The sequence below is a fragment of the Kineococcus siccus genome (genome assembly GCF_009906795.1).
In the GTDB taxonomy this organism is placed as follows: domain Bacteria; phylum Actinomycetota; class Actinomycetes; order Actinomycetales; family Kineococcaceae; genus Kineococcus; species Kineococcus siccus.
The window spans coordinates 1-26,903 of sequence record NZ_JAAALN010000029.1; the positions used below are offsets into that span (position 1 = coordinate 1).

Below are 26,903 nucleotides of genomic sequence, written 5' to 3' on the forward strand. Positions count from 1 at the left end.
TCGTCGAGGGTGTCGGGGTTCCCCGCCCGCCCGATCGCGCAGATCCGCCCCTCGCGGACCCCGATGGAGACCTTGCGCACCCCGAGGACGGCGTCGACGACGACGACGTTGGAGACGACCAGGTCGCAGGTGGCGCGGACCGTGGCGGCCTTGAGGTGCAGGCCGTCGCGGGCGGTCTTGCCGAACCCGGCGAGGAACTCCTCCCCCGGCTGCTGCGCGTCGTCCTCGACCTCCACGACGAGGCCGGTGTCCCCCAGCCGCAGCCGGTCCCCGCGCCGCGCGCCGTAGGTGGCGATGTGGTCGGCCGGCTCGAGGCTCACCGGTCGACTCCCGCGCCGGCGTCCCCCGTGCCGGCGTCCCCCGTGCCGGCGTCCCCCGTGTCGAGGTAGCCGCAGGCGCGGGCGCGCCGCAGCGCGTCCTCGCGCGCCCCGGGGGCGTCGAGCGGCCCGTCGACGAGGCCAGCGAAGCCGATGGCGACGCGTCGGCCCGCGATGGGGGTGAGCTCCACCGTGCGCCGCTGCCCCGGGTCGAAGCGCACGGACGCGCCCGCGGGGACCGCGGCGCGGCGCCCCCAGGCGGCCGCGCGGTCGAAGCTCAGCCGCGGGTTCACCTCGAAGAAGTGGAAGTGCGACGTGACGCTGACGGGGACGCTCGCGGTGTTGGTGACCTCGACGGCGACGAGGTCGGGGAGCACGACGCGCGGGGCGTCCCCCGGCAGCGCGGCCCCGGGGGCGTCCGCGCCGAGGGAGCCGCCGCCGATGGGGTCCACGACGACGACGAGCCGGGACCCGTCGTCGAAGACGGCCTCCACGTCGACCTCGGTCACGACGTCCGCGACGCCGGGCAGCACGTCGTCGGGCCCGAGCACGGCGCGGCCCGCGGCCATCGCGTCGGCCAGGCGCGCGCCCCCGCGCGCGGCCTCGCAGACCGTGTCGGCGACCAGCGCCGTGGCCTCCGGGACGTTCAGGCGCCAGCCGCGCGCGCGGCGGGAGCGGGCGAGCTCGGCCGCGGTGAACAGCAGCAGCCGGTCACGCTCGGTGGGGGTGAGCCGCATGCGCCGCAGGCTACCCACGCGGATCCCGGCCGCTGCGCCCGTCCGCCCGGCCGGCGGGGTCGGCGTCGGTAGTGTCGGAGGGTGACTGCGACGGACGCGCGGGTGCTCGGGTGAGCCCTCACGGCCACGGGCACGGCCACGCGCACGCCGACGCGGTCGGCGACCGTCGCCGCCTGGCCGTGGTGCTGGCCATCACCGCCTCGATCCTCGTGGTCGAGGCGGTGGGCGCGTGGGTCTCCGGCAGCCTCGCGCTGCTGGCCGACGCGGGCCACGTGCTCACCGACGCCGCCGGCCTCGTCATCGCCCTCATCGCCGCGACGCTCGTGCTGCGGCCCGAGACGCCGCAGCGCACCTGGGGCTACCGGCGCGCGGAGGTGCTCGCCGCCACCCTGCAGGCCGCCGTGCTGCTCGCGGTGGGCGTGTTCGTCGTCGTCGAGGGCGTGCGCCGGCTCGTCGACCCGCCCGCGGTGTCGTCCACGGCCATGCTCGTCTTCGGGGCCGTGGGCCTCGCGGGCAACCTCGTGGCGCTCGCCGTGCTGGTGCGCGGCGGCTCCGGCGGGCGGCGGGGCGTGAACATGCGGGCCGCGGTGCTCGAGGTCGCCAACGACGCGCTCGGCTCGGTGGCCGTCCTCGTGGCCGCCGCCGTCATCGCGCTGACGGGCTGGCTCCGGGCCGACGCCGTCGTGAGCCTCCTCATCGGCGCCCTGATCCTCCCCCGCACGCTGCGGCTGCTGCGCGAGACGACCGGCGTCCTGCTGGAGTCCGCCCCCCCAGGGCTGGACCTCGACGCGGTGCGCCGGCACCTGCTCGACCTGCCCCACGTGCAGGCCGTCCACGACCTGCACGCGAGCCAGATCACGTCCGGCCTGCCGGTGCTCTCGGCCCACGTCGTCCTCGACGACGACTGCTTCCTCGACGGTCACGCCCCGCAGATCCTCGACGAGCTGCAGGCCTGCGTGGCGCAGCACTTCGACGTCGCCGTCGAGCACGCCACCTTCCAGCTGGAACCCGCCGGCCACGGCGGGCACGAGGGCGCCACCCACGCGTGAGCCGCGCACCCCCCGTTCGGGCGAGCGAGGACGGCGCCGCCGCCGTCGATACCCAGGGGCAGTGCCTCCTGCCACCGTCCGCCAGCGGACCCGGGGGGTGCGCTGAGGGGGGACGTTGACCAGAGGCAGGTGGGGGCTGGCCGCGATCGCGGTGCTCGCCGCCGCTCTCGTCGCCCTCGCCCTGGCGTGCCCCGTCCTGCGGGCGCCCGCGCTGGTCGTCGTCCAGGGCGGCGCCCTCCTCGTCGCCGCGCTCGGGGTGAACCGGCACCGGCCCGCGCACCCGCGGCTCTGGGCGGTCGTGCTGCTGCTGCTCGGCTTCGGGCTGGTCACCGCGCTGGGCCGGGAGGCGGCCGGCGACGAGCTCCGCGTCGCGCGCCGAGGCCTCGCGGTCGTCCAGGTCACCGCCCTGGCGCTCGTGCCGGCGCTCTGGCGCACCCTGCGCCTGCCCGGCGGCCCCGCCCGGACGACCTGGCCCGACCTGGCCCTGACCGCCTGCGGCACCACGCTCGTCGTCGTCCAGCTGCTCGCGATGCTGCACCACGTCGGTGCGCGCCCCGCGGTCCTGGCGGGCACGAGCGTCACCGTGGTCGTCGTCGTCCTGCTGCGGGTGCTGGTCACGCGCGAGGGCCTGGCGCCGGCCACCGTGCTGGTCGTCCTGGCGGGTGTGCTCCTCACGGGGGTCACGGGCCTCGCCATCCCCGACGCCGGCACCACCGGCCAGTCCCAGCTGCTGGGCGTGGTGGTGGCCGCGGCGAGCGTGCTGCTCGCCGCCGCCGCGCAGCAGCCGAGCATGCGCCACGTCGGCACCCCCTTCGCGGGCGGCACGCTGCGCCGCGACGGCCAGCGCCTGCTCACGACCGTGCCCGTGTTCTGCGTCGTCCCCGTCCTCTGGGGCCTCGGCGCCCTGGGCGTGCTGCCGTCCGTCGCGGTCGAGGTGGTGACCCCGAGCGGGTACGTCCTGGCGTGCGCCGGCGTGTTCTTCGCGGCGCGCTCCCTCACCCGCGCCGAGCGGGCGGCGGAGCGCGACCCGCTCACCGACCTGGTCAACCGGCGCGGGCTGCACCGCGCCACGGCGGAGCTGCGGCAGCGGCTGCACGACCGCGACGTGCACCTGTGCCTCGTCGACCTCGACGACTTCAAGCAGATCAACGACACGCGCGGCCACGCCGTGGGCGACGCCCTGCTCGTCGACGTCGCCGACCGGCTGCGCACCGCGGTGGGTCCCGAGGGCGTGGTCTCGCGCACCGGCGGTGACGAGTTCATCGTCGTGTTCGCCACCTCCACCCTCGACGAGGACGGCCCGGGCGACCGGCTGCTCGCCGCGCTCGACGTGCCGTTCGACACCGGCGGCACACCGTCGACGGTGACCGCGAGCGTGGGGATCGCGCCGCTCGCCGCGGGCGTCCCGCTGTCCACCGCCCTGGTGGACGCCGACGTCGCCATGTACGCCGCCAAGCAGGCCGGCAAGGGCCGGTCGCTGGTCTACCGGCCGCAGCTGCGCGAGCAGGTCCTGGGCGGGCTGGCCCGGCAGGGCGAGCTGCGACGGCTGCTCCTGCACGGCGCCCCGGCGTCGGAGGTCGGCGAGCTCGTCGTCGTGCACCAGCCGATCGTGGCGCTGCAGCCGCTGCGCGTCGTGGGCACCGAGGCGCTCGTGCGCTGGCACCACCCTCGCGAGGGGCTGCTCATGCCGGACGAGTTCCTGTCGCACGCCGAGGCCGCGGGCCTGGGCGCCCGGCTGGACGAGCACGTCGCCCAGCAGGCCCTCGGGCACCTCGCCCGGTGGGACGCCGCGGGCCTGCCGGCGCTCGACCTCAGCGTGAACCTCGGCATCGGGAGCCTGCGCCGGCGCGGCATCGGCCGCTGGGTGGCGGCCCTCGCCGACCAGCACGGCATCGCCCACGGCCGCATCCACCTCGAGATCACCGAGCACGAGGAGCTGCCCGACGACCCCCTCATCGCGGAGTCGCTGCGGGAGGTCGTCGCCGCGGGGTTCCAGCTCGACCTCGACGACTTCGGCATCGGCTACACGTCGCTGTCCTACCTGCGCCGCTTCCCCGTCTCCACGGTGAAGCTCGACCGCTCGCTCACCGTGCTGGTCTCCGAGGGCGGCGACGTCCCGCTGCTGCAGGGCATCGCGGCCCTGTGCCGCGCGCTGGACATGCGGATGCTGGCCGAGGGCGTCGAGGACGAGCGGCAGGTCGAGCGGCTGCGGACGCTGGGCGTCGACCTCGCGCAGGGCCACCACCTCGGGTTGCCGATGGGGGCCGGCGACGTGGCCGGGTTCGTGCGGCGCACGTGCGCGCGGCGCGGAGACGACGTCCTCATCTGAGGCGCGCGCCCGGGGCCCCCGCCCCGGGCCCTAGGGTCGCGCCATGGACGACCTGCAGCACGTGGACGGCGCCCGGCGGCCCGGGCGCGGGGAGGTGCTCGAGGTCGTCGACCCCGCCACGGGCCGGGTCGTCGCGACGGGCACCGCCGCCACGGCGGAGGACGTCGCCGACGCCGTGACCTCGGCCGCCGCGGCGTTCCGCACCTGGTCGCGCACGACGCCCGCCGCGCGCAGCGAGGTCCTCGCGCGCGCCGCGGCGCTCCTGCGGGAGCGCGCGGAGGAGTTCGTCGCCGCGGAGAGCGCGCAGACCGGCAAGCCCCTGCGCCTCGCGCGGGAGTTCGACGTGCCGGGGACGGTCGACAACGCGCTGTTCTTCGCCGGCGCGGCGCGGCACCTGGAGGGCCGGGCCGCCGCGGAGTACGACGGCGACCACACCTCCTACGTGCGGCGGGAACCCCTCGGCGTCGTCGGGTCGATCGCACCGTGGAACTACCCGCTGCAGATGGCCGGCTGGAAGGTCCTGCCGGCGGTCGCGGCGGGCAACACGATCGTGCTGAAGCCCGCCGAGAACACGCCGCTCACCACGCTGCTGCTCGCCGAGGTGCTGACGGCCGCCGGGCTGCCCGACGGGGTGTTCAACGTCGTGACCGGGACGGGGCCCGTCGCCGGCGAGGCCCTCGTCGGCGACCCCCGCGTGGTGATGTCGTCGTTCACGGGTTCCACGCCCGTCGGGCGCCGCGTCATGGAGATCGCCGCGCGGACGGGATCGCGCGTGCACCTGGAGCTCGGCGGCAAGGCCCCCTTCGTCGTCTTCGACGACGCCGACCTGGAGGCCGCCGCCCAGGGCGCCGTCGCCGGCAGCCTCATCAACTCCGGTCAGGACTGCACGGCCGCGACGCGCGCGTACGTGCAGCGACCGCTGTTCGACGCGTTCGTCGCGCGCGTCGCGGAGCTGATGGACGGCGTCCGGGTCGGCCTGCCCGGGGACCCGGCGACCGACCTCGGCCCACTGATCCACCACCGTCACCGGGACCGCGTCGCGGCCGTCGTCGAGCGCGCCGTGGCCGCGGGCGCGCGGGTCGTGGCGGGCGGCACCGTCCCGGCGGCCGGCCCCGGCGGCGAGGACCTGTCCGCCGGCGCGTTCTACCGACCGACGCTGCTCGTGGGGGCCGCGCAGGACTCCGAGGTCGTGCAGCAGGAGGTGTTCGGCCCCGTCCTGGTCGCCCTGCCGTTCGACACCGACGACGAGGGTCTCGACCTGGCCAACGACACCCCGTACGGCCTCGCGGCCTCGGCCTGGACGCGCGACGTCTACCGGTCGCTGCGCGCCAGCGCCGAACTGCGGGCGGGGTGCGTGTGGATCAACGACCACATCCCGATCGTCAGCGAGATGCCGCACGGCGGGGTGGGCGCGTCCGGGTTCGGCAAGGACATGTCCACCTACTCCTTCGAGGAGTACACGAGCGTGAAGCACGTCATGCTCGACCGCACCGGCACCGCCCGCAAGGAGTGGCACCGCACCGTCTTCCGCTGACCCGACCGCCCGCACCGACCCTGCCTGCACCGACCCGCACCGCCCCTGCCTGCACCGACCTGCACCGACCCCGCTCCCGCACCCGGAGGAACCCGTGTTCGCCATCGCTGTCCGCTTCGACCTGCCCGACGAGGAGTCGGCCGCGACGTTCGACGCCCTCGTCGCGCAGACGGTCCCGGGGATCCTCGCCGAGGAGCCCGGGACGATCGTCTACACGCCGTTCCGCATCGACGACGCCCCGCTGGCCCGGCTGTTCCACGAGGTGTACGTGGACCGCGACGCCCACCGCGCGCACGAGGCCCGGCCGGCGACCGCGGAGTTCCTGGACCGCGTCCGCGAGCTGGTGAGCGGCGTCCGCGCGGAGTTCCTCACCCCGCTCGGGGCCTGAGCCCCGCCCGGCCCACGAGACCCGCGCGCGCCGCGCGGGGGCCCGCGGCGGCCTCTGCGACGATCGGCGCGTGACCGAGGGGGCCGAGCGCCGCGAGCCGCTGCGGTTCAACGTCGACAACCCCACGACCGTGGTCGTGGAGCGCGTGGTCACCGCCGCGGGCAGCCGGGTGCGCAAGGAGCTGCGCCGCCCCGGCACCGCGGCGCCGGCCGTCGCGCACTGGTCGGCGTCCACCGACCCCCGCCGGTGGAACTACTGGCACCGCGAGGCGGAGGTCTACGGCGACGCCGGGGTGCGCGCCTCGCTCGCCGGCACGGGGCTCTCGCTGCCCGCGGCCGAGGTCGTCGAGCACGCCGCGGGCACGACGCTGTGGCTGGAGGACGTCCCCGGCCGGCTCGGCACCGAGTTCGCGCTCGAGGACCACGTGGCCGTCGCCGCCGGGCTCGGCCGCTGGCAGGCCGCCGGGCCGGTCGACGCCCCGTGGGCGTCGCGGCGGTTCCTGCGCGAGTACTCCCTCAGCCGCCCGGGCGACGTCGCGGTCCTCGACGACGACGCGGCCTGGGCGCACCCCCTCGTGCGCGACACCTGGCCCGCGGGGCTGCGCGACGGCTGGCGGCGGCTCGTCGCCCACCGCGAGGACCTCCTCGGCGTCGTCGAGGCCCTGCCGCGGACGCTGTGCCACCTGGACGCGTGGGTCAGCAACGTCATCCGGCGCCCCGACGGCGACGCGGTCCTGCTGGACTGGACGTTCGCGGGCGACGGAGCGGTGGGCGAGGACCTCGGGAACTACCTGCCCGACGCGGTCCTCGACCTGTTCTGGCCCGCGGCACGGCTCCCCGAGCTGGAGGCGGCGTGCTCGGCGGCGCACCTCGCCGGGCTGCGGGCGGCGGGCTGGGGCGGCACCGACCGCGAGGCGCGGCTGGGCACCGTCGCCTCCTGCGTCAAGTACGCCTGGCTCCTGCCGCTGCTGCTGCAGCGGGCCGGCGACGCGCGGCACCACGCCTACCACCGCGACGCCGACGCGCAGCGGCTGTACCGCGAGCGCGGGCTGGTCTTCGCCCACCTCGTCGGCTGGTGCGACGAGGCCCTCGACCTCGCGGGCTGACCGGTTCCCCGGCGGACCGCGCCGGGACGGTCGACAGCGCAGGGACGGTCGACAGCGCCGGGACGGTGGACAGCGCAGGGACGGTTGACAGCGCCGGGCGACGAGTCCACCATCGACCCACTCCGCCGACCGATCGCTCGGTCTGCACGGATGCCAGTCACGACGACGACGTTTGGACTCCCCATGGCCTCCTCCCCGCCCCTCGCCCCGCCTCCTGCGGGCCTCGACACCACCGCGCGCGCCCCGCGCCGCGTGGTGGTCGGCATGGCCCTCGCCCAGTTCGGCCTGTTCGTCGCCCTCCTCGCGCCGGTGACGGTGAGCATGGCCATCAAGGTCCAGACGCTCGTGCCGGAGGACCAGCGCGCGATCGCGACGGGCAACGTCCTGTCGGTCGCGGCCCTGTTCGCCCTCGTGGCCAACCCCGTGTTCGGCCGCCTGAGCGACCTCACGACGTCCCGCTTCGGGCGCCGCCGCCCGTGGATGCTCGGCGGCGTCACGGTGTTCGTCCTCGCCCTGCTCGTGGTCGCGCAGGCCGGCAGCGTCGGCGTCGTCCTGGCGGGCTGGTGCCTCGCCCAGCTCGCCGGCAACGCCGTCCTCGCCCCGATGCTCGCGACCATCGCCGACCAGGTGCCCGCCCACCAGCGGGCCGGGGTCTCCGCCAACGTCGGCGTCATGCAGAACCTGGGCATCCTGCTCGCCGCGTACGTGGCCCAGCTGTTCGTCTCCGACGTGCTCGCGCTGTTCCTCGTGCCCGCGGCGCTCGCGTTCGTGCTCGTCGTCGCGTACTGCGCCGTGCTGCCGGACGTCGTGGTCCGCACCCGCCCCGCCCTGGGCGGCGTCCGGTCGCTGCTCACGACGTTCTGGGTGAACCCGTTGCGGCACCGCGACTTCGGGCTCGCGTGGATCTCCCGGTTCCTCATCATCCTCGCGAACTTCTTCTTCATCGTCTTCCGCCTGTTCTTCCTGCAGGACGAGATCGGCCTCAGCACGGCGGAGGCGGCGAAGACGCTCACGACGGGCGTCCTCGTCAACACCGTGGCCCTCGTCGTCACGGCGAAGCTGGGCGGCTGGCTGTCCGACCGGACGGGCCGCCGCAAGCCCTTCGTCATCGCCTCCACCGTCGGGTTCAGCGTGGGCCTCGCCCTGCTCGCCGCCACCTCGACCGTGAGCGGCTTCTACTGGGTCGAACTCGTGATGGGCGCCTCCTACGGCGTCTACATCGCGGTCGACACGGCCCTGGTCATCGAGGTCCTGCCCGACCCGGAGGACTCCGCCAAGGACCTCGGCGTCCTCAACATCGCCAACGCGCTGCCGCAGTCGCTCGCGGGGGCGATCGGCGGCGTGCTGCTGGGCGTCGGTGCGGCCGCGAACGACAACTACGACCTGCTGTTCGTCGTCGCGGGCGCCGTCGGCGTCCTGGGCGCCCTCGCCATCGTCCCGATCAAGGGTGTGAGGTAGGACCGTGACCGACACCGACGCCACCGGCCTCGAGCAGGCCGTCCGCACGGCCCTGGGTTCGCTCGACCTCGAGCGCAAGGTGCGCCTGCTGACGGGGGCGGCGATGTTCGCCCTGGCCGAGGAACCCGCGATCGGCCTGCCCCCCCTGACGTTCAGCGACGGGCCGACCGGGGTCCGCGGCAGCGAGTTCACGGGCGGGGAGCAGGTCGTCATGTTCCCCAGCGCGACCGTGGCCGCGTCCACCTGGAGCGAGGAGGCGCTCGAGGCGCTGGGCGACACGCTCGCGCTCGAGGCCCTGCGGCAGGGCGTGGACGTCGTCCTGGGGCCCACCGTGAACCTGCACCGGACCCCGCTGGGTGGGCGCCTGTTCGAGGCCTACTCCGAGGACCCCCTGCTGTCGGGCCGCCTCGCCGCCGCGTACGTCCGCGGCATGCAGCGCCGCGGCGTCGGCGCGAGCCTCAAGCACTTCGTCGCCAACGAGGCGGAGACCGAGCGCCACGACGTCGACAGCGTCGTGCCGCCGGACGCGCTGCGGGAGCTGTACCTCCTGCCCTACGAGATCTGCGTGGCCGACGCCTCGCCCTGGACGGTGATGGCCGCCTACAACGCCGTGAACGGGGTCCCCGCCACCGAGCACGGCGAGCTCCTCAACGGCGTCCTCAAGGACGAGTGGGGCTACGACGGCCTGGTGATGTCGGACTGGTTCGCGACCCGGCGCACCGAGGAGCCCGCCACCGGCGGGCTCGACCTCGTCATGCCCGGTCCGCAGGGCCCCTGGGGCGAGGCGCTCGTCGCCGCCGTGCGCGCCGGCCGCGTCGCGGAGTCCGTCGTCGACGACCACGTGACCCGCGTGCTGCGGCTGGCCTCGCGCGTCGGGGCCTGGCACCCCACCCCGGGCGCCGCGCGGGTCGCGGCGGGCGACGTCGAGGGCCCCGCCTCCCCCGCCCGGCGCGAGCAGCTGCGCGCCGCCGCGGCCGCGGGCGCCACGGTGCTCACGGGCAGCGCCGTCGTCGGCCCCGCGGACGCCTTCACTCCCGACGCGCCCCTGGTCCTCGTCGGGCGCCACGCGGTGCGGACCACGCTGCAGGGCGGCGGCTCCGCGCAGGTGTGGCCGCCGCACCGCGTCGACGTCGAGGACGGGCTGCGGGCCGCCCTGGCCGACGGCGCGCTCGTCGTCGTCGACGGCGTCGAGGTGCGCGAGCGCGCCGAGGCCGCGGGCGCCGACGTGCTGCGCGACCCCGAGACGGGCGCGCCGGGACTGCGGGCGACGAGCTTCGGCGCGGACGGCAGCGAGCTGGCGTCGGAGGTGCTGGCCGACCCGCGCGTCGTCCTCGGCTTCGGGCCCGGCCCGCACAGCGGGGCGCGCTGGCTGGAGCTGGCCGCGACCGTGCACGTCGACGACGCGCACGGCGTCGAGGTCGGCGTCATCGGCGCGGGGCGCTGGACGCTCACGCACCAGGGCACCGAGCACACGGCCGAGGTCGTCCTGCCGACGGACGACCCGGGGGCCGGCATCCTCACGCCGCCGTCGTGGTCGACGGCCGTGGCCGGGCAGGGCGACGCGACCCTCGTCGCCCGCGTCGAGCCCACCGGGACGTCGCCGTGCCTGTACGCCCTCGTGGCCCGCCCGGCCCCCCGGCGCACGGCCGACGTGGTCGCGGAGGCGGTCGAGCAGGCGCGCGGGCGGCGCGCGGTCGTCGTCGTCGGCCTCACCGACGAGCAGGAGACGGAGGCCGCCGACAAGACGACCCTCGCGCTGCCCGGCGACCAGGACGAGCTGGTGCGCGCGGTCGCGGCCGTCGCGGCCTCGACGACCGTCGTGGTCAACGCGGCCACCCCCGTGCTGCTGCCGTGGCTGGACGACGTGGCCGGCGTCGTCGTGGTGGGCCTGCCGGGGCAGGAGGGCGGGGACGCCGTCGCCGACGTCCTGCTGGGCGTGCGGGAGGCGACGGGGCGCCTCGTGACGACCTGGCCCGCGCGCGACGGCGCGGGCCCCGCGTGGGAGACCGTCCCGACCGGGGGCCGCCTCGTCTACGCCGAGGGCACGGCCGTGGGCTACCGCGGGTGGTACGGCGCTGCGGAACCACCCGCGTTCTGGCTCGGCCACGGCCTGGGCTGGTCGACGTGGGCGTACGAGTCGGCGCGGGTCGAGCCCGACGGCGCCGTCGCCGTGCGGGTCCGCAACACGGGCGCGCGGACCGCCCGCGAGGTCGTGCAGGTCTACCTCGACCCCGTGGGCGCGCCCGTCCGGCTGGTCGGCTGGGCGGTCGCCGCGGACGTCGCGCCGGGCGAGCACCGCGACGTCGTGGTGCGGCCGGACCCGCGCGTGCTGCGGACCTGGGACACCGCGGCGGGCCGCTGGCGGCCCCTGCCCGCAGGGGGTGAGCTGCTCGTCGCGCGGGGCCTCGGCGACGTCCGGCTGCGCGTGCCCCGCGTGGCATAGGGTCCCGCCATGTCCTTCCCGCGGCGCTACCGGAACACCCTCACGGGGCGCGCCAGCGCCGCGGGCGACGAGTCCCGCTCGCGCGTGCTCGAGGTCGCCCTGGAGCTGTTCGCCTCGAAGGGGTTCCGCGGCACGTCGATCGCCCAGATCGCCGACCGCGCGGGGCTGAGCCAGTCCGGTCTGCTGCACCACTTCCCGTCCAAGGTGGCGCTGCTGACGGCGGCCCTGGACCACCGGGACGAGATCGACGGGCTGCTGCTGGACACCGAACCCGGCACCGCCCTCGGGTGGGAGGCCTTCGACGCGCTCGTGTCGCTGGCGGGGCGCAACGCCGCCCGGCCCGACGTGGTCGGCCTGTTCGTCTCGATCAGCGCGGAGGCGATCGACCCCGGGCACCCCGCCCACGCGTGGGTGATCGCCCACTACGAGGGCGTGCGCTCGTGGCTGACCGACGCGGTCCGCCACGGCGTCGAGTCCGGCGAGTTCGACCCGGGAACCCCCGTCGAGGACCTGGTGCGCGAGACCATCGCCGTGCAGGACGGCCTGCAGGTGCAGTGGCTGGTCTCGGGCCAGTCGTTCGACCTCGCGGGCGCCCTGGCGGCCTTCGTCGAGGGGCGGCGGGCCCGCTGGGGCGCGAGCACGCAGCCGGTGCGCCCCGCCCGGAGCTGACGCCCGCGCGCCGTGAGGCACCCCACACGGCGCGCGGCGGGAGCCACCCGGCCCCGCCGGGCACACTGGACGCATGTCCGCCGTCGCCCGCTGGTTCCGCGCCGTCGCCGTCGTCGAGGCCGTCTCCTGGACGGCACTGCTGGTCGCGATGGTCCTCAAGTACGTCGTCGAGGCCCCGCACGAGGGCGGCGTCCCCGTCGTGGGCGCGGTGCACGGGGCGGCGTTCTCGATCTACGTCCTCAGCGCGCTCGTCGCGGCCCGCCGGTTCCGCTGGAGCCTGGGCACGACGTTCCTCGCCCTCGTGGCGAGCGTGCCGCCGCTGGGCTCGATCGTGTTCGAGCGCTGGGTGACCCGCACGGGGCGCCTCGGCGTCATCCCCACGCGATCCGGTCGTACGTCGCGCGCAGGCGCCGCCCCTTCGCAGGGCTGACGGCCTCGACCCACGACACGCGCCCCGCCAGGTGGGCGCGGAAGTCGGGGTGGCCCCGCCGGTTCTGCAAGGCCGGCCCGGACCGGACCGCGTTGTGCAGCAGCGCCTTGAGCCGGTCGAACTCGTCGCGCGGCACGCTCGTGCGCTCGTTGACGACGATGCCCGTGACGACCTGACGCTGCTCCGCCCCCCGCACCCGGGTCTTGTCCCCGTTGACGACGAACCCCTCCTCCGCGGCGATCGCCGTGACGCAGCGGACGAGGCGGCCGGCCCCCGAGCGCAGCTGCGGACCGCCGGAGAACGTCACGTCGTCGGCGTAGCGGGTGCAGCGCAGACCCATCGAGTCCGCGAGGCCCGCGAGCCGGCGGTCCAGCGGGCCCGCGACCAGGTTCGCGAGCGCCGGGGAGGTGGGCGCCCCCTGGGGCAGGTGCGCCGCGGACAGCCACTGCCGCAACCGGAACCGGTCCTCGGCGCGACCACCGGCGGGCAGGGTGCGCAGCACGGTCAGCGGTGTGCGGTGGGTGCAGAGCCCGGTGAGCAGGTGCGCCACCGCCTCCGGGTAGCCGAGGCGGCGGAACTCGCCGTAGACGCGCGCCGCCCCGACGGAGGCGAAGAAGGCGCTGAGGTCCATCCGCACGACGACGTCGGCGCCCGTGTGCCGGCGCGCACCGGTCACGGCGGAGCGGCCGGGGACGAAGCCGTGGGCGAGGTCGTGCACGTCGACGACGTCGAGGACGGCGTGCAGGACGATCCGCTGCAGGTGCCGCAGCCGGGGCTTGGGGGCCTCGATCAGGCGCGGCGTCCCCCGCTTGGCCACCCAGCGCGAGGTGTAGTGGTGCAGCGCGGTGCCGGACGCCCGCCGCTGCAGGCCGCGGGGGTCGGCGAACCAGTCGAGCTCCGCGAGGTCCAGGTCGAGGAGGGCGGCCAGGTCGGCGACGCCGTCGAGGACCGGGACGGGCCAGCGCCGGCGGCCCATGCTGCTCGGCACGGGCTCCAGGTGCGCGGGGCGCAGCGGGCGGCCCCGCCGCTCGGCCGCGTGCACGGCCCGGGCGAGCGCGGGGTGGCGGGCGAGCTCGGTGGTGAAGCTCCGGGGCGCGTCCAGCGGCGGGCGGGGGTGGGCGGCGAGGACGTCCGCGACGACGCCGGCGACCCAGGCGCGGCGGCGGCCGCCCAGCGCGGCGGTGGCGCGCGTGGTGAGCGCCGCGGCGTCCCACGGCCCGTCGAGGAGGGCCGCCGCGAGCGCGGACGCGACCAGCGCCTCGCTCACGGGCGGCGGGTGTGCGGTGGCGCCGGGCGACCCGTCCCGTCGTGCGGGTACTGAGCTGCGCGGAGCGCAGGCGGGTTCCTGCGGCGCCGCGCCGTGGTCGTCGTGCTGCGCCCGGGGTGACCCCGGACCGGTCGGGCCGGCGCACCGGCCTGACCCTCTCGCCCGCAGCGCCACCGCACGCTCGCCACTGTACGAGCCCGGGCACCCGCGGGGGTCAGAGGTAGCGCAGCGGGTCGAACGACTCGAGCGGGATGATCCGGACCCGCGGCAGCACGACGTTGAAGGCCCGCACGTCGTCCTCGAGGTCGAACACCTTCAGCCCGCGCTCGTAGAACGAGGCGTACTGGGAGTTGACGAACTCGCGGAACGCGACGAGCCCGACGAGGCGGTCCCCGCTGAGCAGGGCGTCGACCTGAGGCAGGAAGTCGCCGTCGTGGCTGGCGAGGAGCACGTCGCCGTCGCGGCCGACGAGGGCCTCCAGCGTGCGCTGGATGCCGATGTCGACGACCTTCTCGCCCGGTCCGCCGGACAGCGGGATCGGCTGGTACCCCAGCGCCAGCAGCGCCTGCACGAAGGACATCGGCAGGTGGCCGTTGGAGGCGTTGAGGAAGAAGAGGCCCTTGGCGGGCTGCGCGAACGTCGTGCGCGCGAAGTCCATGACGCGCTCCCAGCGGGGGCGCTGCTCGGGCGCGGGCCGGCCGTCGAGGATCGAGGACCCGAGGGTCGCGTCGATGTTCTCGCCGTCCACCAGGACGTACGTCATGCCGGTACCGGTCGCCACGTCGCCGAACCTATCGCCCCGGTGCCGCCCCGCGGGGGCCGCCGTCGGCGCGCACGGCCCCCGTGGTCCCCGCGGCGCGGCGGGTGACCCCGACGCTGCGCAGCTGCAGGTCCGCGAGGGCCCGGACGACCGCGGGGTCCCCCGCGCGCCAGGCCGCGGCCGGGTCCGGGTGCACCGCGAGCAGGGCCGCGTCGGGCCCCCCCTGCAGCGCGCGCAGGGCGAGCAGCGTGTCCCCGCCCGGTGTCGCGGCCAGCCGCCGGCTCGAGCGCGCGCGGCGCAGCCACCGCAGCCGCGGCAGCCCCCAGAGCAGCAGCAGCAGGGCGATCGGGATGAGGGCGGTCGCGAGCCCCAGGGTCCGCGCGAGGTCCTGCACGGCCCCGGCCTGCTCGCGGCCCGCGGCCGCGAGGCTGCCGGCGGAGGAGGACGCGGCGTCCAGCGGCCGGGCGAGCTCGTCGCCCACGAGCGGGGTGTCGCCGGCCTGCTCCCCCGCGTCGCGCAGCCGCTGCGCGAGCCCCGTGGCCCCCGCGGCGAAGGAGAGGGCCGGGTCCGCGAGCGCGGCGACCGCGGCACGCACCGTGCGGCCGAGCCACCCGGCGGCGAGGACCCCCACGACGAGCAGGAGGTCGCCCGTGACCTGGCGCACCCGGCGGGGCCCTGCGTCGGCGTAGAACGGCACGGCTCAGGTTCGCAGGCCGCGGCCCCGACCGCCCGCGCGGTCGCTCGGCGGGCGGGCGGCGCGGAGGCCTCCTACCCTTCGGGGTCGTGGGGAACGACGTGGTCAGCCTGGTGGACGCCGAGGGCCTGCGGGTCGTCGACGACGACGACGAGCCCGTGCTCGTGCGGGCCGACGGCAGCCCGGTGGACACCTGGCGCGAGGACTACCCCTACGACGAGCGGATGCCCCGCCACGTCTACGACCCGCAGAAGCGGGCGCTGCAGATCCAGCTCCTGAAGCTGCAGAAATGGGTCAAGGAGACGGGCGCGCGTGTCGTCGTGCTGTGCGAGGGCCGCGACGCCGCGGGCAAGGGCGGCACCATCAAGCGGTTCACCGAGCACCTCAACCCGCGCGGCGCCCGCGTCGTCGCCCTCAGCAAGCCGTCGGAGCGCGAGTCCACGCAGTGGTACTTCCAGCGCTACGTCGCGCACCTGCCCGCGGCGGGCGAGATGGTGTTCTTCGACCGGTCCTGGTACACCCGCGCCGGTGTCGAGCGCGTGATGGGGTTCGCCACCGACGAGCAGTACGAGCGGTTCGTCGACCAGGCGCCGCTGTTCGAGCGGATGCTCGTCGACGACGGCGTCCACCTCGTCAAGTTCTGGTTCTCCGTGACCCGCGCCGAGCAGCGCACCCGGTTCGCCATCCGGCAGATCGACCCCGTGCGGCAGTGGAAGCTGAGCCCGATGGACGTCGCCAGCCTCGACCGCTGGGACGACTACACCGCGGCCAAGGAGGCGATGTTCGCGAGCACGGACACGCCGTACGCGCCGTGGACGGTCATCAAGACCAACGACAAGAAGCGCGCCCGCCTGGAGGCCATGCGCGTCGTCCTGGACCGCTTCGACTACGACGGCAAGGACGCCTCCGTCGTGGGCCGTCCGGACCCGCAGCTCGTCGTGCACGCGCGGCAGATCCTCGAGGCGGACCGCCGCCCCGCGGCCTGACGGGCCGCCGGCGCCCGGGGCCGACTGGTCCCGGCCTACCGAGGCGGCGAGGACACCGGGGCGATCAGCCCGCCGTCCAGCGCCACCGTCGCGGCGCCGATGGCGGCCGACTGCAGCCCCAGCTGGGACAGCTCCACGACGACGGGGTGCACCTGGCGCAGGAACGACAGGCCGCTCACGGCGTCCCGCACGGCGTCCCGGTAGATGGCGCCCGCCTCGGCGAAGGCCGGGCCCGACAGGACGACCCGGTCGAGGTCCATGACGTTGGTCAGCGACAGGACCGCCGCCGCGACGTTGCGGGCCGAGTCCCGCACGACGTCGAGGCAGTCGGCGCCGCCCGTCACGGCCGCCCCCGCCGCCGCCGCCCCGGCGATGGCCGCGAAGTCGGCCCGCACGCGGTCCGGGTGGCCGCTCAGCCCGAGGGCCGCGGCCAGGCCGGGCCGCTCCAGCGCCCGTCCCACGACGGCCCGCGGCCCCGCGACGGCCTCGAGGCAACCGCGCGACCCGCACCAGCACGGGGTCCCGCCCACGTCGAGCACCATGTGGCCGATCTCCCCCGCGTTCGAGGAGGAACCGCGGTAGACCTCTCCGCCGAGGACCATGCCGGCACCGAAACCCGTGGCGGCGAAGAAGCACACGAAGTCCTCGGCAGCCGGCACCCGGCCGACCCAGAACTCCCCCAGCGCGGCGCAGACGTAGTCGTGCTCGAGGGTGACGGGCAACCCCGTCGCCTCCTGCAGGGCCGGTTCGATGGCGAACTGCTCCCACTCGGTCGCCTCGCGCGAGGAGCGCATGGCGGTGCCCCGCAGGTCGAGCCGCCCCGGGGCGGCCACACCGATCCCCGTGACCTGCGCCGCGGAGGTCACGCCGCCGGTGCTCAGGACGGCGCGGACCTCCTTCGCCATGCGGCGCACCACGGCCCGCGGCGGGGACGCGCCGATGCCCTCGGAGGAGAACTCGCCGACGACCTCCCCGCCGAGGTTGACCAGCACGTACGTGATGCGGGCGTCGTCGATCGACACGCCGATCGCGAAGCGTCCCGCGGTGTTCAGCTCGAGCAGCGTCCGGCGCTTCCCCCCGGTCGCGTCGCTCTGCCCCGTCTCGACGAGCAGGCCGTCGTCGAGGAGCCGCTTGACCGTCCGGGAGATCGACGCACCCGTGAGCCCGGACATCTCCGCCAGCTCGACGCGGCTGACGACCCCGCTGGACCGGACGAGGTCGACGATGGTCCGGCTCGTCCGTGCCGCCGAACGACCTGCGTACCGAGCCGCCACCACCGTCTCCCTCCACCACGCACGGACGCCGCCGGGTCAGGTCGGCCGATCAGCGTAGCCCGGCCGCCGGTGCCTCCTCGCCGCGCAGGAACGACCGCAGCCAGCGCCCGCTCGCCTTGACGGTGCGGGCCTGGGTGGCGTAGTCGACGTGGACGACGCCGAACCGCCGCGAGAACCCCCAGGCCCACTCCCAGTTGTCCAGGAGGCTCCACAGGAAGTACCCGGTGAGGGGTATCCCCTGCCGCACCGCCTGCGCGCAGGCCTCGACGTGCCGCACGAGGTAGTCGGTGCGCTCGGGGTCCTCGACCGCACCGTCCGGCCCCACGACGTCGGGGTAGGCCGCGCCGTTCTCCGTGACGAGCAGCGGCAGCTGCGGGGCCAGCGCGTGGGCCTGCGCCAGCACGTCGAGGAGCCCCTCCGGGCACACCGGCCACCCCATGTGCGTCCGCGGTGCGCCCGTGTCGATCGACCGCACCGCTTCGCTGCCCGGGAAGGCGAGCCCCACCACGTCGGCGTCCTCGACGCCGGCCGGCGCCGGGGCGGCCACGGTGTGCCGGCTGTAGTAGTTCACGCCGAGGAAGTCGAGGGGCCGGTGGATCTGCGCCAGGTCGCCGTCCGGCTGCGCCGCGAACCAGTCCTGCTGACCCAGGTCCGCCAGCACGTCCTCCGGGTAGGTCCCCCGCAGGACGGGGTCCAGGAAGAACCGGTTCTGCAGCCCGTCGATGCGACGCGCCGCGTCGGCGTCCGCGGGGCCGGACGACGCCGCCTGCACCGAGTAGAGGTTCAGCACCACCCCGACGCGGGCCGCGGGGGCGGCGGCGCGCACGGCGTCGACGGCCAGGCCGTGGCCGAGCAGGAGGTGGTGGGCGGCCTGCGCGGCCCGCGCCCCCTCGCGGCGGCCGGGGGCGTGCACGCCCGCGGCGTAGCCGAGGAACGCCGCGCACCAGGGTTCGTTCAGCGTCGTCCAGCGGTCGACGAGGTCGCCGAGCCCGCTCGTCGCGAGGACGGCGTAGTCGGCGAAGCGCGCTGCGGTGTCCCGGGCGAGCCAGCCGCCCGCGTCCTCGAGCGGTTGCGGGAGGTCCCAGTGGTACAGGGTCGCGTACGGCGTGATGCCGTGGTCGCGCAGCTCCTCCGCGAGCCGACGGTAGAAGTCCAGGCCCTTCGCGTTGGCCGGTCCGGCACCGGTGGGCTGCACGCGCGACCAGGACAGGGAGAACCGGTAGGCCGTGACGCCGAGGTCGGCCATCAGCCGGACGTCCTCGGCGAAGCGGTGGTAGTGGTCGTCGGCCACGTCACCCGTGCTGCCGTCCGCGACGGCCCCGGGGCGACGGGCGAACACGTCCCACACGCTCGGGCCCCGGCCGTCCTCGTCGGCGGCGCCCTCGACCTGGTAGGCCGCCGTCGCGGTGCCCCAGGCGAAGCCGGCGGGGAACGCCGCGCGGGTCGTCACCGGCCCACCGCCGGGGCCGCGCCGAACCCGGCCGCCACGGCGTCGGCCCGCGTCGGCGCGTACCAGTCGCCGTCGCCGTTCTCCGTGCACGCGATGAGCACGTCGTCGGGCTTGACGCCGACCGCGGCGAGCTCCTCCACCACGGCGCGGCCCATGGCCTGCTTCTGCGCCGCGTCGTACAGCGGGGCCAGCAGCACCTGGACGAGCACGAGGTCGGTGCGCTCCGCGTCCGGGTAGGTCCGGGAGTACACCAGGTCGCCCCGCGGGTGCAGGCGGAACACCTGGAACAGGTCCTCGGTGGGCATCTGCAAGGACCGCACGAGACCGCGGTGGATCGCGGCGCTCAGGGCGGCTCGCCGGTCGGCGAGATCCTCGTGGACGTCGATGGTGACCAGGGGCACGGTTCCTCCGGGGGGCGCGGGTGGTGGCGGACGGGGAGACGGGATCAGGGGGCGGGGGGTTCCTGCTGCGCGTCGAGCCACGCCTCCGGCGCCGGGGCCAGCGCCGCAGCCTCGGACCAGAACTCGGTGGGCAGCTCCGCGGCGGCGCTGTCCAGCAGCTGGTCGAGCCGTTCCGGCCGGCTCGCCCCGACCACGGTCGTGGCGATGCGCGGGTCGGCCAGGGAGTGCTGCAGCGCCGCCGTGGCGAGGTCGGTGCCCCACCGCTCGCACAGCGCGCGCAACGCCATGACCGCGGTGAGCGTCTCCGGCCGGGCGGGCCGGTAGCCGTACGTCGGGGCCCCGGTCGCACCGCTGCGGCCCGCGAGCAGTCCGCCGCCGAACACCGCCGCGTTGACCACGCCGACACCCCGGGCGGCCGCGTCGGCGATCAGGTCCCCCGCGCTGCGGTCGACGAGGGTCCAGCGGTTGTGCACCAGCACTACGTCGAACACGCCGAGCGCGAGGTAGCGGGCCATCGTCGGCGTGTGACCACCCGCGACGCCGATGCTGCCCACGGCGCCGGAGTCCCGCAGCGCCACGAGCGCGTCGACGGCGCCCCCGCGCGCGGTGAGGGCGCCCCAGTCGTGGAACTCGGGGTCGTGCAGGTGGACGAGGGGCAGGGTGTCCAGCCCGAGGCGCCGACGGCTCTCCTCGACCGAGGCGCGCACGCGTCGTCCCGAGTAGTCCCCGTCGCGGGCGTCCACCTTGGTCATGACCACGACGTCCGGCGGCAGCCCGCCCTCGGCGGCGACCGCGGCGCCGATCCGGCGTTCGCTCTCCCCGTCGCTGTAGCCGTTGGCCGTGTCGATGTTGCGGATCGGGCTGCGCAGCACCGCGCGGACGAACCGGACGGCGTCCTCGGCCGCGACCGTGTAGCCGAACGCCGCCGGCATGCTGCCCAGCGGGGCCCCGCCGACGGTGAGCGCCGTGACGCTGAGCCCGGTGCGCCCCAGCGGCCGCCGCCAGCCCGCCTCCCCGGGTGCCGTCACGCCGGGGCCGCGAGCACGACGGGGAACCCGTCCTCGTCGGCGTGCACGGCGTGCCCGCCCCGCCTGCCCACGGCCCGGAACCCCGCGTCCGCACCGTCGGGCCCCGCCACGCCCGCGGCGACGAAGCCGGGGGCGCGCAGCTGCGGCGCGCGCTCGCTCGTCGCGGCCCCGTAGGTGAACACCTCGAGCACCGTGTCGCCGGACTTCAGGTAGTGGATGTCGAAGCCCCGCGGGTCGTGGGGCTGCGCGATCGTGCCGATCGTCGTGAAGCCCAGCGGCGCGAACCGGGCCTGGGTCGTCCCCAGGTCGGCCACCGTGGTGGCCACGTGGTCGAAGCGCGGGCGCACGGGGACGCCGAGGGCCCGTTCGGCGTCGACCCCCGCGGGGTCCAGGACCCGGGTGTACTGCAGGTCCCGCTCGACGAGCTCCAGCATGGTGCCGTCGGGGTCGCGGAAGAACGTGATGCGCACGTTCCCGGTGGCCTCGATCGGCTCGAGGTGGAACGCGACGCCGGCGGCCTGCAGCCGCGCCACGAAGGGGTCGACGCCGTCCACCTTGAACCCGACGTGGCGGAACCCGCGCTGCAGGTCGTCGGTCTCCCACGTGGACGGCTCGGCCGGGTCGGGCAGCCGCAGCAGCTCGATCGTCGCGGTGACGGCGTCGAGCACGGCCCGCTCGGCACTCACCTCGCCGACGGGCTGCAGCCGCAGGTGGGTCGTGTAGAAGTCGACCGAGCGGGCGACGTCGGCGACGTTGAGCACGACGGTGGTCAGGGGCACGGGGACCTCAGTTCTTGACGGCGCCGAGCGTCATGCCGGCGACGAACTGCCGCTGCATGAAGACGTAGACGGCGATGACGGGGACGACGGACAGGACCAGGCCGGCACTCAGCACCGACCAGTTGGTGGAGTACTGGCCCACGAGGCTGAAGAGGACGGGCTGCAGGGGCAGCTTCCCGGTGTCCCGCAGGACGGTGTTGGCGTAGAGGAACTCGTTCCACGTCTGCAGGAACTGGAAGATCGCGACGGTCGCCAGCCCGGGCCGCGTCAGCGGCAGCACCACGCGCCAGAAGATCTGGAGCTCGCTCGCGCCGTCGAGGCGGGCCGCCTGGCTGAGCTCCTCGGGCAGCGTCTCGAAGAAGGCGCGCATGAGCAGCACCGCGAACGGCGTCGACCCGCTGACGTAGAGCACCACGAGCCCGGCCTGCGAGTTCAGCAGCCCGAGCGAGCGCAGCTGGAGGTACAGGGGCAGGATCAGTGCGGTCGCCGGCATCATGAGCGTGCTCAGCAGCGCCAGGTAGATGACGTTCTTGAACGGGAACTGCAGGCGGGCGAAGGCGTAGCCGCTCAGCGAGGCGAAGAGCAGGACGCCCGCCACCGTCACGGTCGTGATCCACAGGCTGTTGAGGAAGTGGGTCCCGAACTGCGCGCTCGTCCAGACGTCGCGGTAGGCCTCGCCCGTGATCGAGGACGGGAAGAAGCCACCGGTGAACACCGTGGTGGACGGTCGCAGCGAGGTGAGGACCATCCACAGCAGCGGCAGGGCGATGACCGCGCACACGAGGCCGAGCGCGACGGCGAAGACGAGGCGGCCGAGCAGGGGGCTGCGCCGGCTGCTCGGCGTGCTCAGCCGGCGCCGGGGCCGCAGGCGCACCGCCTCGGCGGTCACCGCGTGCTCCGGCGGGTCAGCCAGGTCTGCAGGACCACGGCGAACGTGCACAGCAGGAGGACGACGACGCTGAGGGACGACGCATAGCCGAACTGCGGGACCGATCCGGACGTCGAGCCGAAGGCCAGGCTGTACAGCCGGGTGCCGAGGGACTCGCTGGCGTGGTTGGGCCCGCCCTGCGTCATGACGTAGATCAGGTCGAACACCTTGAAGCCGCTGATGAGGTTCAGGCTGACGACGATGCCCGTCACGATCCGCAGGCCCGGGACCGTGATGTGGACGAACTGCTGCACCGGGCCGGCACCGTCGGTCTCGGCGGCCTCGTAGAGCGTCGGGTCGATGCCCTGCAGCCCGGCGAAGAAGATGAGGACGGTCAGTCCGAGGGACTGCCAGAGCGAGACGACGACGATGGCGGGCAGCGCCGTGGCCGACTCCCCGAGCCAGCTCGTGGCGAGCGACTCGGCCCCGACGGCGCGCAGCCCGCGGTTGAGCAGGCCCAGGTTGGGGTCGAGCACGAGCCGCCACATGACTCCCGTCACGACCATCGAGACGATGCCGGGGACGAACAGCAGGGTCCGCGCCAGCACCCCGAACCGTCGCCAGGTGCTGTTGACGAGGACGGCGACGACGAGGGGCAGCGCCGTCTGCAGCACCGTGGTGACCGCCGCGAAGGCCAGGGTGTGGACGAAGGCGGCTCGCGCGACCGGGTCCGCCACCATGCGCCGGTAGTTCGCCAGGGCGGCCCACTGCGGGTCGCCGAACCCGCTCCAGGTCGTGAAGCCCAGGTAGACGGTGCGCAGGATCGGGTAGCCGACGAAGACGAGGAACAGCAGCACCGCTGGAGCGATGAACACGAACCCGGCCACGCGCTCGGGGCGGTGCAGCCGGGCCGCCCCGCGGCGGTCGCGGACGGCCAGGGCGCCCGACGTGGACGCCCTGGCCCGCTCAGCCACGGGCACTGGTGACCGCCTCCTGCATCTGCCGGGCGACGTCCGCGGGCTCGCCCGTGTCGTCGAACATCGTCGCGAGCGGGCCGCCCGCCTCGCTCGAGCCGGCGCCGAAGGGGATGTGCGGGACGCCGTTGCCGTCGAGCAGCCAGGACGTCATCTGCTTCAGGACGGGGTTGCTGACCTCCGCGGCCGCGCTCTTCGTCGAGGGCATGCTGTTGCTGGCGTTCATCGTCTTCGTGTACTGCTCCGGGGAGTAGATGAACCGGAGGAACTCCAGCGCGGCGTCCTTGGCCTTGCTCGTGGCGCTGACGGCGAGGCCCGCCCCCGCCTGGTTGGCGGTGTAGTGCCGCGCGCCGGGCGCGAGCGCCGGGGTCTGCATGACCTTGTACTTCTGCACGAACTCGGGTGGCGCGTTGAGGACGAACCCCTGCGGGGCGAAGGACCCGTTGAACAGCATCGCCGAGCCCTCGGTGAAGAACAGCTGGTTGGCCTGGTCGCCCGAGGTGCCGTTGGCGCCGGGCTGGAAGACCCCGCCGCGCACGATCTTCTGCATCAGCTCCAGGGCCTGGACCACGACGGTGTCGGTGTAGTCGACGCCGTCCAGCTTGTCGAGGCGGAGGTAGTAGGTGGGGTCGTCGGCGATCTGCGCCAGGAGCGGGAGGAAGAAGTCGAGACCGCTCGTGGAGGGGCTGGCCGAGATGGCGACGGCGCTCTTGCCGGTGGCGTTGACCTTGTCGGCGGCGGCGATGAGGTCGTCCCACGTCTCGGGCTCGCCCGTCACGCCCGCGGCCGCCAGGAGGTCCGGGTTGTAGAAGACGCCGAAGGTCTGGGCCATCCAGCCGAGCGCGTACTGCTTGCCGTCGAGGGTGTACTCGTCGATGGTGGATTGGAAGAAGTCGGACAGGAACTCGTCCCCCAGCTCGGCCTTGAGGTCGGCGGAGACCCCGGCCTCGCCGTAGGAGAGGGCCCGGATGTGCGGGGCGAAGATCTCCGGCACGTCACCGCCCGAGACCGCGGCCGCGAGCGCGGGCAGGTACTGGTCGGGGGAGCCGAAGATGCGGTTCTCGACCTTGATCGAGGGGTTCTTCGCCTGGAACTCCTCCACGAGCCGGGGGAACTCCTCCTGCTGCTCGCTGTACCACGTCCAGACCCGCACGGTGGTGGTCCCGCCGCTGCTGCTGGTGTCGCCGCCCCCGCACGCGCCCAGCAGCGGCGCGGCGCCGAGGGCGGCGGCACCGGCCGACAGCAGGGACCGGCGACGCACCCCCGCCGGTGCGGTGGGCGGTTCGACCGGGGCGGCCGGGGGCGCGGTGGCGTCGAGCGTCAGGGGGGTGGGGCGCCTGCTCATGGATGCTCCTCGTCGAGACGACCATCGGGACTGCCGGGTGCTGCGGTGCGGAGACGGCTGCGCCGCGGGGAGGGAGCGTCGACGTCGACGGCGGCCTCCTCGCCGCGCGGCAAACGATACGCAACGTAAGTAAGTACCTGTCAAGACCCTCGGGCGACGCGACCCACGGGCGGCGCACCACGCCGCCGCACCCCGCGGTGGCGGGGACCCCCGGCAGCGGGTGATGCTGCCGGGGCGCCGCGACGGCGGCTCCACCGACTCCCGGAGGCAGCACAGCGATGGTCGAGCACCCGGCCGCAGGACCGTTCGAGGGTTTCCGCGAACAGGCGCTGGAGTTCTACGCCGGGCTCGAGGCGGAGAACTCCAAGGCCTACTGGCAGGCCCACCGCGAGACGTACGAGACCGAGGTCGCGCAGCCGCTGGCCGCGCTGGCCGCCCACCTCGAGCCGGAGTTCGGCGCGGTGAAGGTCTTCCGGCCCTACCGCGACGTGCGCTTCAGCAAGGACAAGAGCCCGTACCAGCTGCACGCGAGCTGCGCGGCCGAGGGCCACGAGGGGGTCGGCAGCCTGTACCTGCAGCTGGGCCTCGACGGTCTCCTCCTCGCGGGCGGCTGGTGGCACCCGGACACCGCCGTGCTCACGCGCTTCCGCCGGGCCGTGGACGACCCCTCCGTGGCGCGGTCGTTCGACCGCTGCCGCGACGCCCTCGCCGCCGACGGCCTGGAGCTGGACGGCTTCGAGCTCAAGACCGCCCCGCGGGGGTGGGACCGCGACCACCCGCGGATGGACCTGCTGCGCCTGCGCAGCCTCGCCTTCAGCAGCCTGCGACCCGCGGGGCCCTGGCTGGACTCCCCCGAGTGCCTCGAGGTCGTCACCTCGACGTGGCGCTCGCTCGGGCGGGCCAACCGGTGGCTGGCGGAGCACGTGGGCGCCGGGGACTGACGGGTCAGGACGCGGGGGCCTCCGCGGCGAGCGGGACGACCGCCCGCACCACGCCGCCCGCCTCCCCGGCCGCGGCGTGCAGCTCGCCGCCCACCTCCTCGACGCGCTCGCGCATGGCGCCGAGGCCGGTGCCCACCGCCCACGCGGCCCGGCCGGCGCCGCGGTCGCGCACCTCGACCACCAGCGCGCCGCCCGCGACGGCGAAGCGCACGTCCACCTCGTCCACGCCCGCGTGCCGCGCGACGTTCGTGACCGCCTCCACGGCCACCCGGTAGGCGACGACCTCGACCACCGCGGGCAGGTCCGGCAGCACGTCGGGGGCGCGCAGGCGGACGTGCAGCCGCCGCCCGTCGGCCGCGTGCAGCCGCGAGACCTGCTGCCGCACCGCCTCCACCAGCCCCCGCTCGTCCAGCGCGCGGGGCCGCAGGCCGTCGACGATCCGGCGCACCTCGGCGATGGCGTCCGCCGCGTCCGTGCGCAGCCCGGCCAGGACCGCGGCCGCCCCCGCCGGGTCGCCGTGCAGGAGGTTGGCCGTGGCGTCGGCGCTGTAGGCGATGCCGGTCAGCGTCGGCCCGAGCCCGTCGTGGAGGTCGCGGCGCACGCGGCGGCGCTCGTCCTCCAGCACCGCGAGCACCCGCGCGCGCGAGGCGCGCAGGTCCTCGGCCAGGCGCGTCGCGTGCGCGGCCTGCCCGAGCGGGCCGGCCAGGAGCTGCACGACGACCCGGGTGGCCGGTGCGAGCCGCCGGGTGCCCGGGGCGAGGGCCACGAGCAGGACCCCGACGACGTCCCCGCCGGCCCGCAGCTCCACCTCCACGCGGGGCGCGTGCGCCGGCAGCGGCCCGGGGCTGGCGCTGCTGCGCGACCCCGCGCGCAGCTCCACGGCCGGCACGGCCAGCGCGACCCGGAGCGTGGCCAGCCAGGCCTGCGGGTCCGACGCCCCGCTCAGCTCCGGCCCCAGCAGCGCGAGCGTCCGGACCGCGTCGACCCGCCCGCCGAAGAGCACCTCGTCGACGACCCCGCGCACGCGGAGCAGCACGGGGTGGAAGCCCGCCGCCACGAGGGCCGCGAGCAGGGCGAGCGTGCCCGGGCCGGCGGGGCGACCGACGAGGTCGGCCACGGCGGCCGCGCCCGAGAACGCCGCGACCGCGAGGAGGACCGCGACGACGGACGCGACGCCCCGGCTGGCCACCACGCGGACGTCGAGGTCCGGCGGGTCGGCCGCGGCGAGGACGACGCAGCCGGGCAGGACGAGGGACGCGGCGCCCAGGACGACGGTCAGGGGCACGGGCCCCACGCCCGTCCCGTCCGAGGCGATCAGCACGAGCAGCGTCGGGGGCACGGACCCGCACAGGCCCAGCAGGAGCCACAGCCCGCGGCGCCGGGGGCCCGGCGCGGAGGCCTCGAGGGTCAGCCGGCCGCGGGCCAGGAAGGCGGCGGCGACCACCGTCGCGGCGGCGCTCGCCGGGCCGGCGGTACCGGCGAGGACGGCCGCGGACCACGCGACGGCGGCGGCGGCCAGCACCCCGTCGAGGGCCCGCGCGGCGCCGCGCGGCGCAGGGCCACCCGGCAGCAGGAGCAGGCCCCGCGCGAACGGGCCCGCCCCGGCCAGCACGGCGGTCGCCGCCCCGGCGCGCTCACCGGCGAGCGCCGTGCTGGCCGGGGCGGGCCCGTTCGCGC

General features: G+C 75.8%; 24 protein-coding genes and 1 pseudogene. 11 read left to right on the forward strand and 14 right to left on the reverse strand.

Translation table 11 applies throughout. The features are described from left to right. Positions 1-320: pseudogene (locus tag GTR02_RS05750) on the reverse strand (urease subunit alpha); the annotation flags it as partial. Next, positions 317-1,054, reverse strand: a complete 738-nt coding sequence (gene ureA / locus GTR02_RS05755) for an urease subunit gamma (protein WP_166606522.1) — start codon at positions 1,052-1,054, stop codon at positions 317-319. The pseudogene GTR02_RS05750 and the gene ureA, both read right to left, overlap by 4 nt. 110 nt (positions 1,055-1,164) lie before the next feature. On the opposite strand from ureA, the gene GTR02_RS05760 reads away from it, so the two are divergent. The 9 genes from GTR02_RS05760 (at position 1,165) to GTR02_RS05800 (ending at position 12,459) form a co-directional block, all read left to right on the forward strand. Further along, positions 1,165-2,103, forward strand: coding sequence for a cation diffusion facilitator family transporter (locus GTR02_RS05760; RefSeq protein ID WP_338073610.1), 939 nt, complete (start codon positions 1,165-1,167; stop codon positions 2,101-2,103). 115 nt (positions 2,104-2,218) lie between these two features. Beyond that, positions 2,219-4,432 (forward strand): putative bifunctional diguanylate cyclase/phosphodiesterase, encoded by a 2,214-nt coding sequence (locus tag GTR02_RS05765; RefSeq protein WP_166606524.1) that lies wholly within the window; start codon positions 2,219-2,221, stop codon positions 4,430-4,432. Between the two features lie 43 nt (positions 4,433-4,475). After that, a complete protein-coding gene (locus GTR02_RS05770) occupies positions 4,476-5,966 on the forward strand; it encodes a gamma-aminobutyraldehyde dehydrogenase (RefSeq protein ID WP_166606525.1) in 1,491 nt (496 codons plus the stop codon). A 94-nt stretch (positions 5,967-6,060) separates the two neighbouring features. Then, positions 6,061-6,354 (forward strand): antibiotic biosynthesis monooxygenase, encoded by a 294-nt coding sequence (locus tag GTR02_RS05775; RefSeq protein WP_166606526.1) that lies wholly within the window; start codon positions 6,061-6,063, stop codon positions 6,352-6,354. Between the two features lie 70 nt (positions 6,355-6,424). Next, the gene (locus tag GTR02_RS05780) at positions 6,425-7,459 is read left to right on the forward strand and encodes an aminoglycoside phosphotransferase (RefSeq protein ID WP_166606527.1); all 1,035 of its coding nucleotides are present in this window, start codon (positions 6,425-6,427) and stop codon (positions 7,457-7,459) included. 183 nt (positions 7,460-7,642) lie between these two features. Beyond that, the gene (locus GTR02_RS05785) at positions 7,643-8,917 is read left to right on the forward strand and encodes an MFS transporter (RefSeq protein ID WP_166606528.1); all 1,275 of its coding nucleotides are present in this window, start codon (positions 7,643-7,645) and stop codon (positions 8,915-8,917) included. Between the two features lie 4 nt (positions 8,918-8,921). Next, positions 8,922-11,360, forward strand: a complete 2,439-nt coding sequence (locus tag GTR02_RS05790) for a glycoside hydrolase family 3 N-terminal domain-containing protein (protein ID WP_205708712.1) — start codon at positions 8,922-8,924, stop codon at positions 11,358-11,360. Between the two features lie 9 nt (positions 11,361-11,369). Further along, positions 11,370-12,029, forward strand: a complete 660-nt coding sequence (locus tag GTR02_RS05795) for a TetR/AcrR family transcriptional regulator (RefSeq protein ID WP_166606529.1) — start codon at positions 11,370-11,372, stop codon at positions 12,027-12,029. A gap of 73 nt (positions 12,030-12,102) precedes the next feature. Continuing rightward, on the forward strand, positions 12,103-12,459 hold the full coding sequence (locus GTR02_RS05800; protein ID WP_166606530.1) for a DUF3817 domain-containing protein: 357 nt from the start codon (positions 12,103-12,105) through the stop codon (positions 12,457-12,459). Here GTR02_RS05800 and GTR02_RS05805 read toward each other — a convergent pair. The 3 genes from GTR02_RS05805 to GTR02_RS05815 all read right to left on the reverse strand — a co-directional run bounded on the left by GTR02_RS05805 (position 12,401) and on the right by GTR02_RS05815 (position 15,183). Beyond that, positions 12,401-13,726, reverse strand: a complete 1,326-nt coding sequence (locus GTR02_RS05805; protein ID WP_166606531.1) for a reverse transcriptase domain-containing protein — start codon at positions 13,724-13,726, stop codon at positions 12,401-12,403. The genes GTR02_RS05800 and GTR02_RS05805 overlap by 59 nt on opposite strands. Positions 13,727-13,940: 214 nt before the next feature. Continuing rightward, complete coding sequence (locus tag GTR02_RS05810) at positions 13,941-14,489, reverse strand: NYN domain-containing protein (RefSeq protein WP_166606543.1); 549 nt, start codon at positions 14,487-14,489, stop codon at positions 13,941-13,943. Positions 14,490-14,517: 28 nt separating this feature from the next. Next, complete coding sequence (locus GTR02_RS05815; protein ID WP_166606532.1) at positions 14,518-15,183, reverse strand: hypothetical protein; 666 nt, start codon at positions 15,181-15,183, stop codon at positions 14,518-14,520. An 86-nt stretch (positions 15,184-15,269) separates the two neighbouring features. On the opposite strand from GTR02_RS05815, the gene ppk2 reads away from it, so the two are divergent. Continuing rightward, entirely contained in the window at positions 15,270-16,166 is an 897-nt protein-coding gene (gene ppk2 / locus GTR02_RS05820; RefSeq protein ID WP_338073612.1) for a polyphosphate kinase 2, read from the forward strand. A 35-nt stretch (positions 16,167-16,201) separates the two neighbouring features. Here ppk2 and GTR02_RS05825 read toward each other — a convergent pair whose 3' ends face one another. The 8 genes from GTR02_RS05825 to GTR02_RS05860 are packed head-to-tail and all read right to left on the reverse strand — an operon-like array spanning position 16,202 to position 24,285. Continuing rightward, complete coding sequence (locus tag GTR02_RS05825) at positions 16,202-17,440, reverse strand: ROK family protein (RefSeq protein ID WP_205708713.1); 1,239 nt, start codon at positions 17,438-17,440, stop codon at positions 16,202-16,204. A 49-nt stretch (positions 17,441-17,489) separates the two neighbouring features. After that, a complete protein-coding gene (locus tag GTR02_RS05830) occupies positions 17,490-18,890 on the reverse strand; it encodes a GH1 family beta-glucosidase (protein WP_166606534.1) in 1,401 nt (466 codons plus the stop codon). Continuing rightward, entirely contained in the window at positions 18,887-19,291 is a 405-nt protein-coding gene (locus GTR02_RS05835; protein WP_166606535.1) for a tautomerase family protein, read from the reverse strand. The genes GTR02_RS05830 and GTR02_RS05835 overlap by 4 nt, the downstream gene beginning before the upstream one ends. Positions 19,292-19,335: 44 nt before the next feature. Then, on the reverse strand, positions 19,336-20,319 hold the full coding sequence (locus tag GTR02_RS05840; protein ID WP_205708714.1) for an aldo/keto reductase: 984 nt from the start codon (positions 20,317-20,319) through the stop codon (positions 19,336-19,338). Then, on the reverse strand, positions 20,316-21,098 hold the full coding sequence (locus GTR02_RS05845; RefSeq protein ID WP_166606536.1) for a VOC family protein: 783 nt from the start codon (positions 21,096-21,098) through the stop codon (positions 20,316-20,318). Before GTR02_RS05845 ends, GTR02_RS05840 begins: the two co-directional genes overlap by 4 nt. A gap of 7 nt (positions 21,099-21,105) precedes the next feature. Then, entirely contained in the window at positions 21,106-21,987 is an 882-nt protein-coding gene (locus GTR02_RS05850; RefSeq protein WP_166606537.1) for an ABC transporter permease subunit, read from the reverse strand. Further along, a complete protein-coding gene (locus GTR02_RS22795; RefSeq protein WP_166606538.1) occupies positions 21,984-22,940 on the reverse strand; it encodes an ABC transporter permease subunit in 957 nt (318 codons plus the stop codon). Before GTR02_RS22795 ends, GTR02_RS05850 begins: the two co-directional genes overlap by 4 nt. Continuing rightward, entirely contained in the window at positions 22,933-24,285 is a 1,353-nt protein-coding gene (locus GTR02_RS05860; RefSeq protein WP_166606539.1) for an ABC transporter substrate-binding protein, read from the reverse strand. The genes GTR02_RS22795 and GTR02_RS05860 overlap by 8 nt, the downstream gene beginning before the upstream one ends. Positions 24,286-24,563: 278 nt before the next feature. On the opposite strand from GTR02_RS05860, the gene GTR02_RS05865 reads away from it, so the two are divergent. After that, positions 24,564-25,226, forward strand: coding sequence for a DUF2461 domain-containing protein (locus GTR02_RS05865; protein WP_166606540.1), 663 nt, complete (start codon positions 24,564-24,566; stop codon positions 25,224-25,226). Between the two features lie 4 nt (positions 25,227-25,230). Here GTR02_RS05865 and GTR02_RS05870 read toward each other — a convergent pair. Then, on the reverse strand, positions 25,231-26,903 hold a 1,673-nt coding region (locus GTR02_RS05870; RefSeq protein ID WP_166606541.1), incomplete at its 5' end, for a sensor histidine kinase.

Bases quoted from the DNA above. Each gene is read 5' to 3' on its own strand.
- ureA (WP_166606522.1), bottom strand. From the start codon at position 1,054: ATGCGGCTCACCCCCACCGAGCGTGACCGGCTGCTGCTGTTCACCGCG.
- GTR02_RS05770 (WP_166606525.1), top strand. From the start codon at position 4,476: ATGGACGACCTGCAGCACGTGGACGGCGCCCGGCGGCCCGGGCGCGGG.
- GTR02_RS05785 (WP_166606528.1), top strand. From the start codon at position 7,643: ATGGCCTCCTCCCCGCCCCTCGCCCCGCCTCCTGCGGGCCTCGACACC.
- GTR02_RS05795 (WP_166606529.1), top strand. From the start codon at position 11,370: ATGTCCTTCCCGCGGCGCTACCGGAACACCCTCACGGGGCGCGCCAGC.
- GTR02_RS05800 (WP_166606530.1), top strand. From the start codon at position 12,103: ATGTCCGCCGTCGCCCGCTGGTTCCGCGCCGTCGCCGTCGTCGAGGCC.
- GTR02_RS05810 (WP_166606543.1), bottom strand. From the start codon at position 14,489: ATGACGTACGTCCTGGTGGACGGCGAGAACATCGACGCGACCCTCGGG.
- GTR02_RS05860 (WP_166606539.1), bottom strand. From the start codon at position 24,285: ATGAGCAGGCGCCCCACCCCCCTGACGCTCGACGCCACCGCGCCCCCG.
- GTR02_RS05865 (WP_166606540.1), top strand. From the start codon at position 24,564: ATGGTCGAGCACCCGGCCGCAGGACCGTTCGAGGGTTTCCGCGAACAG.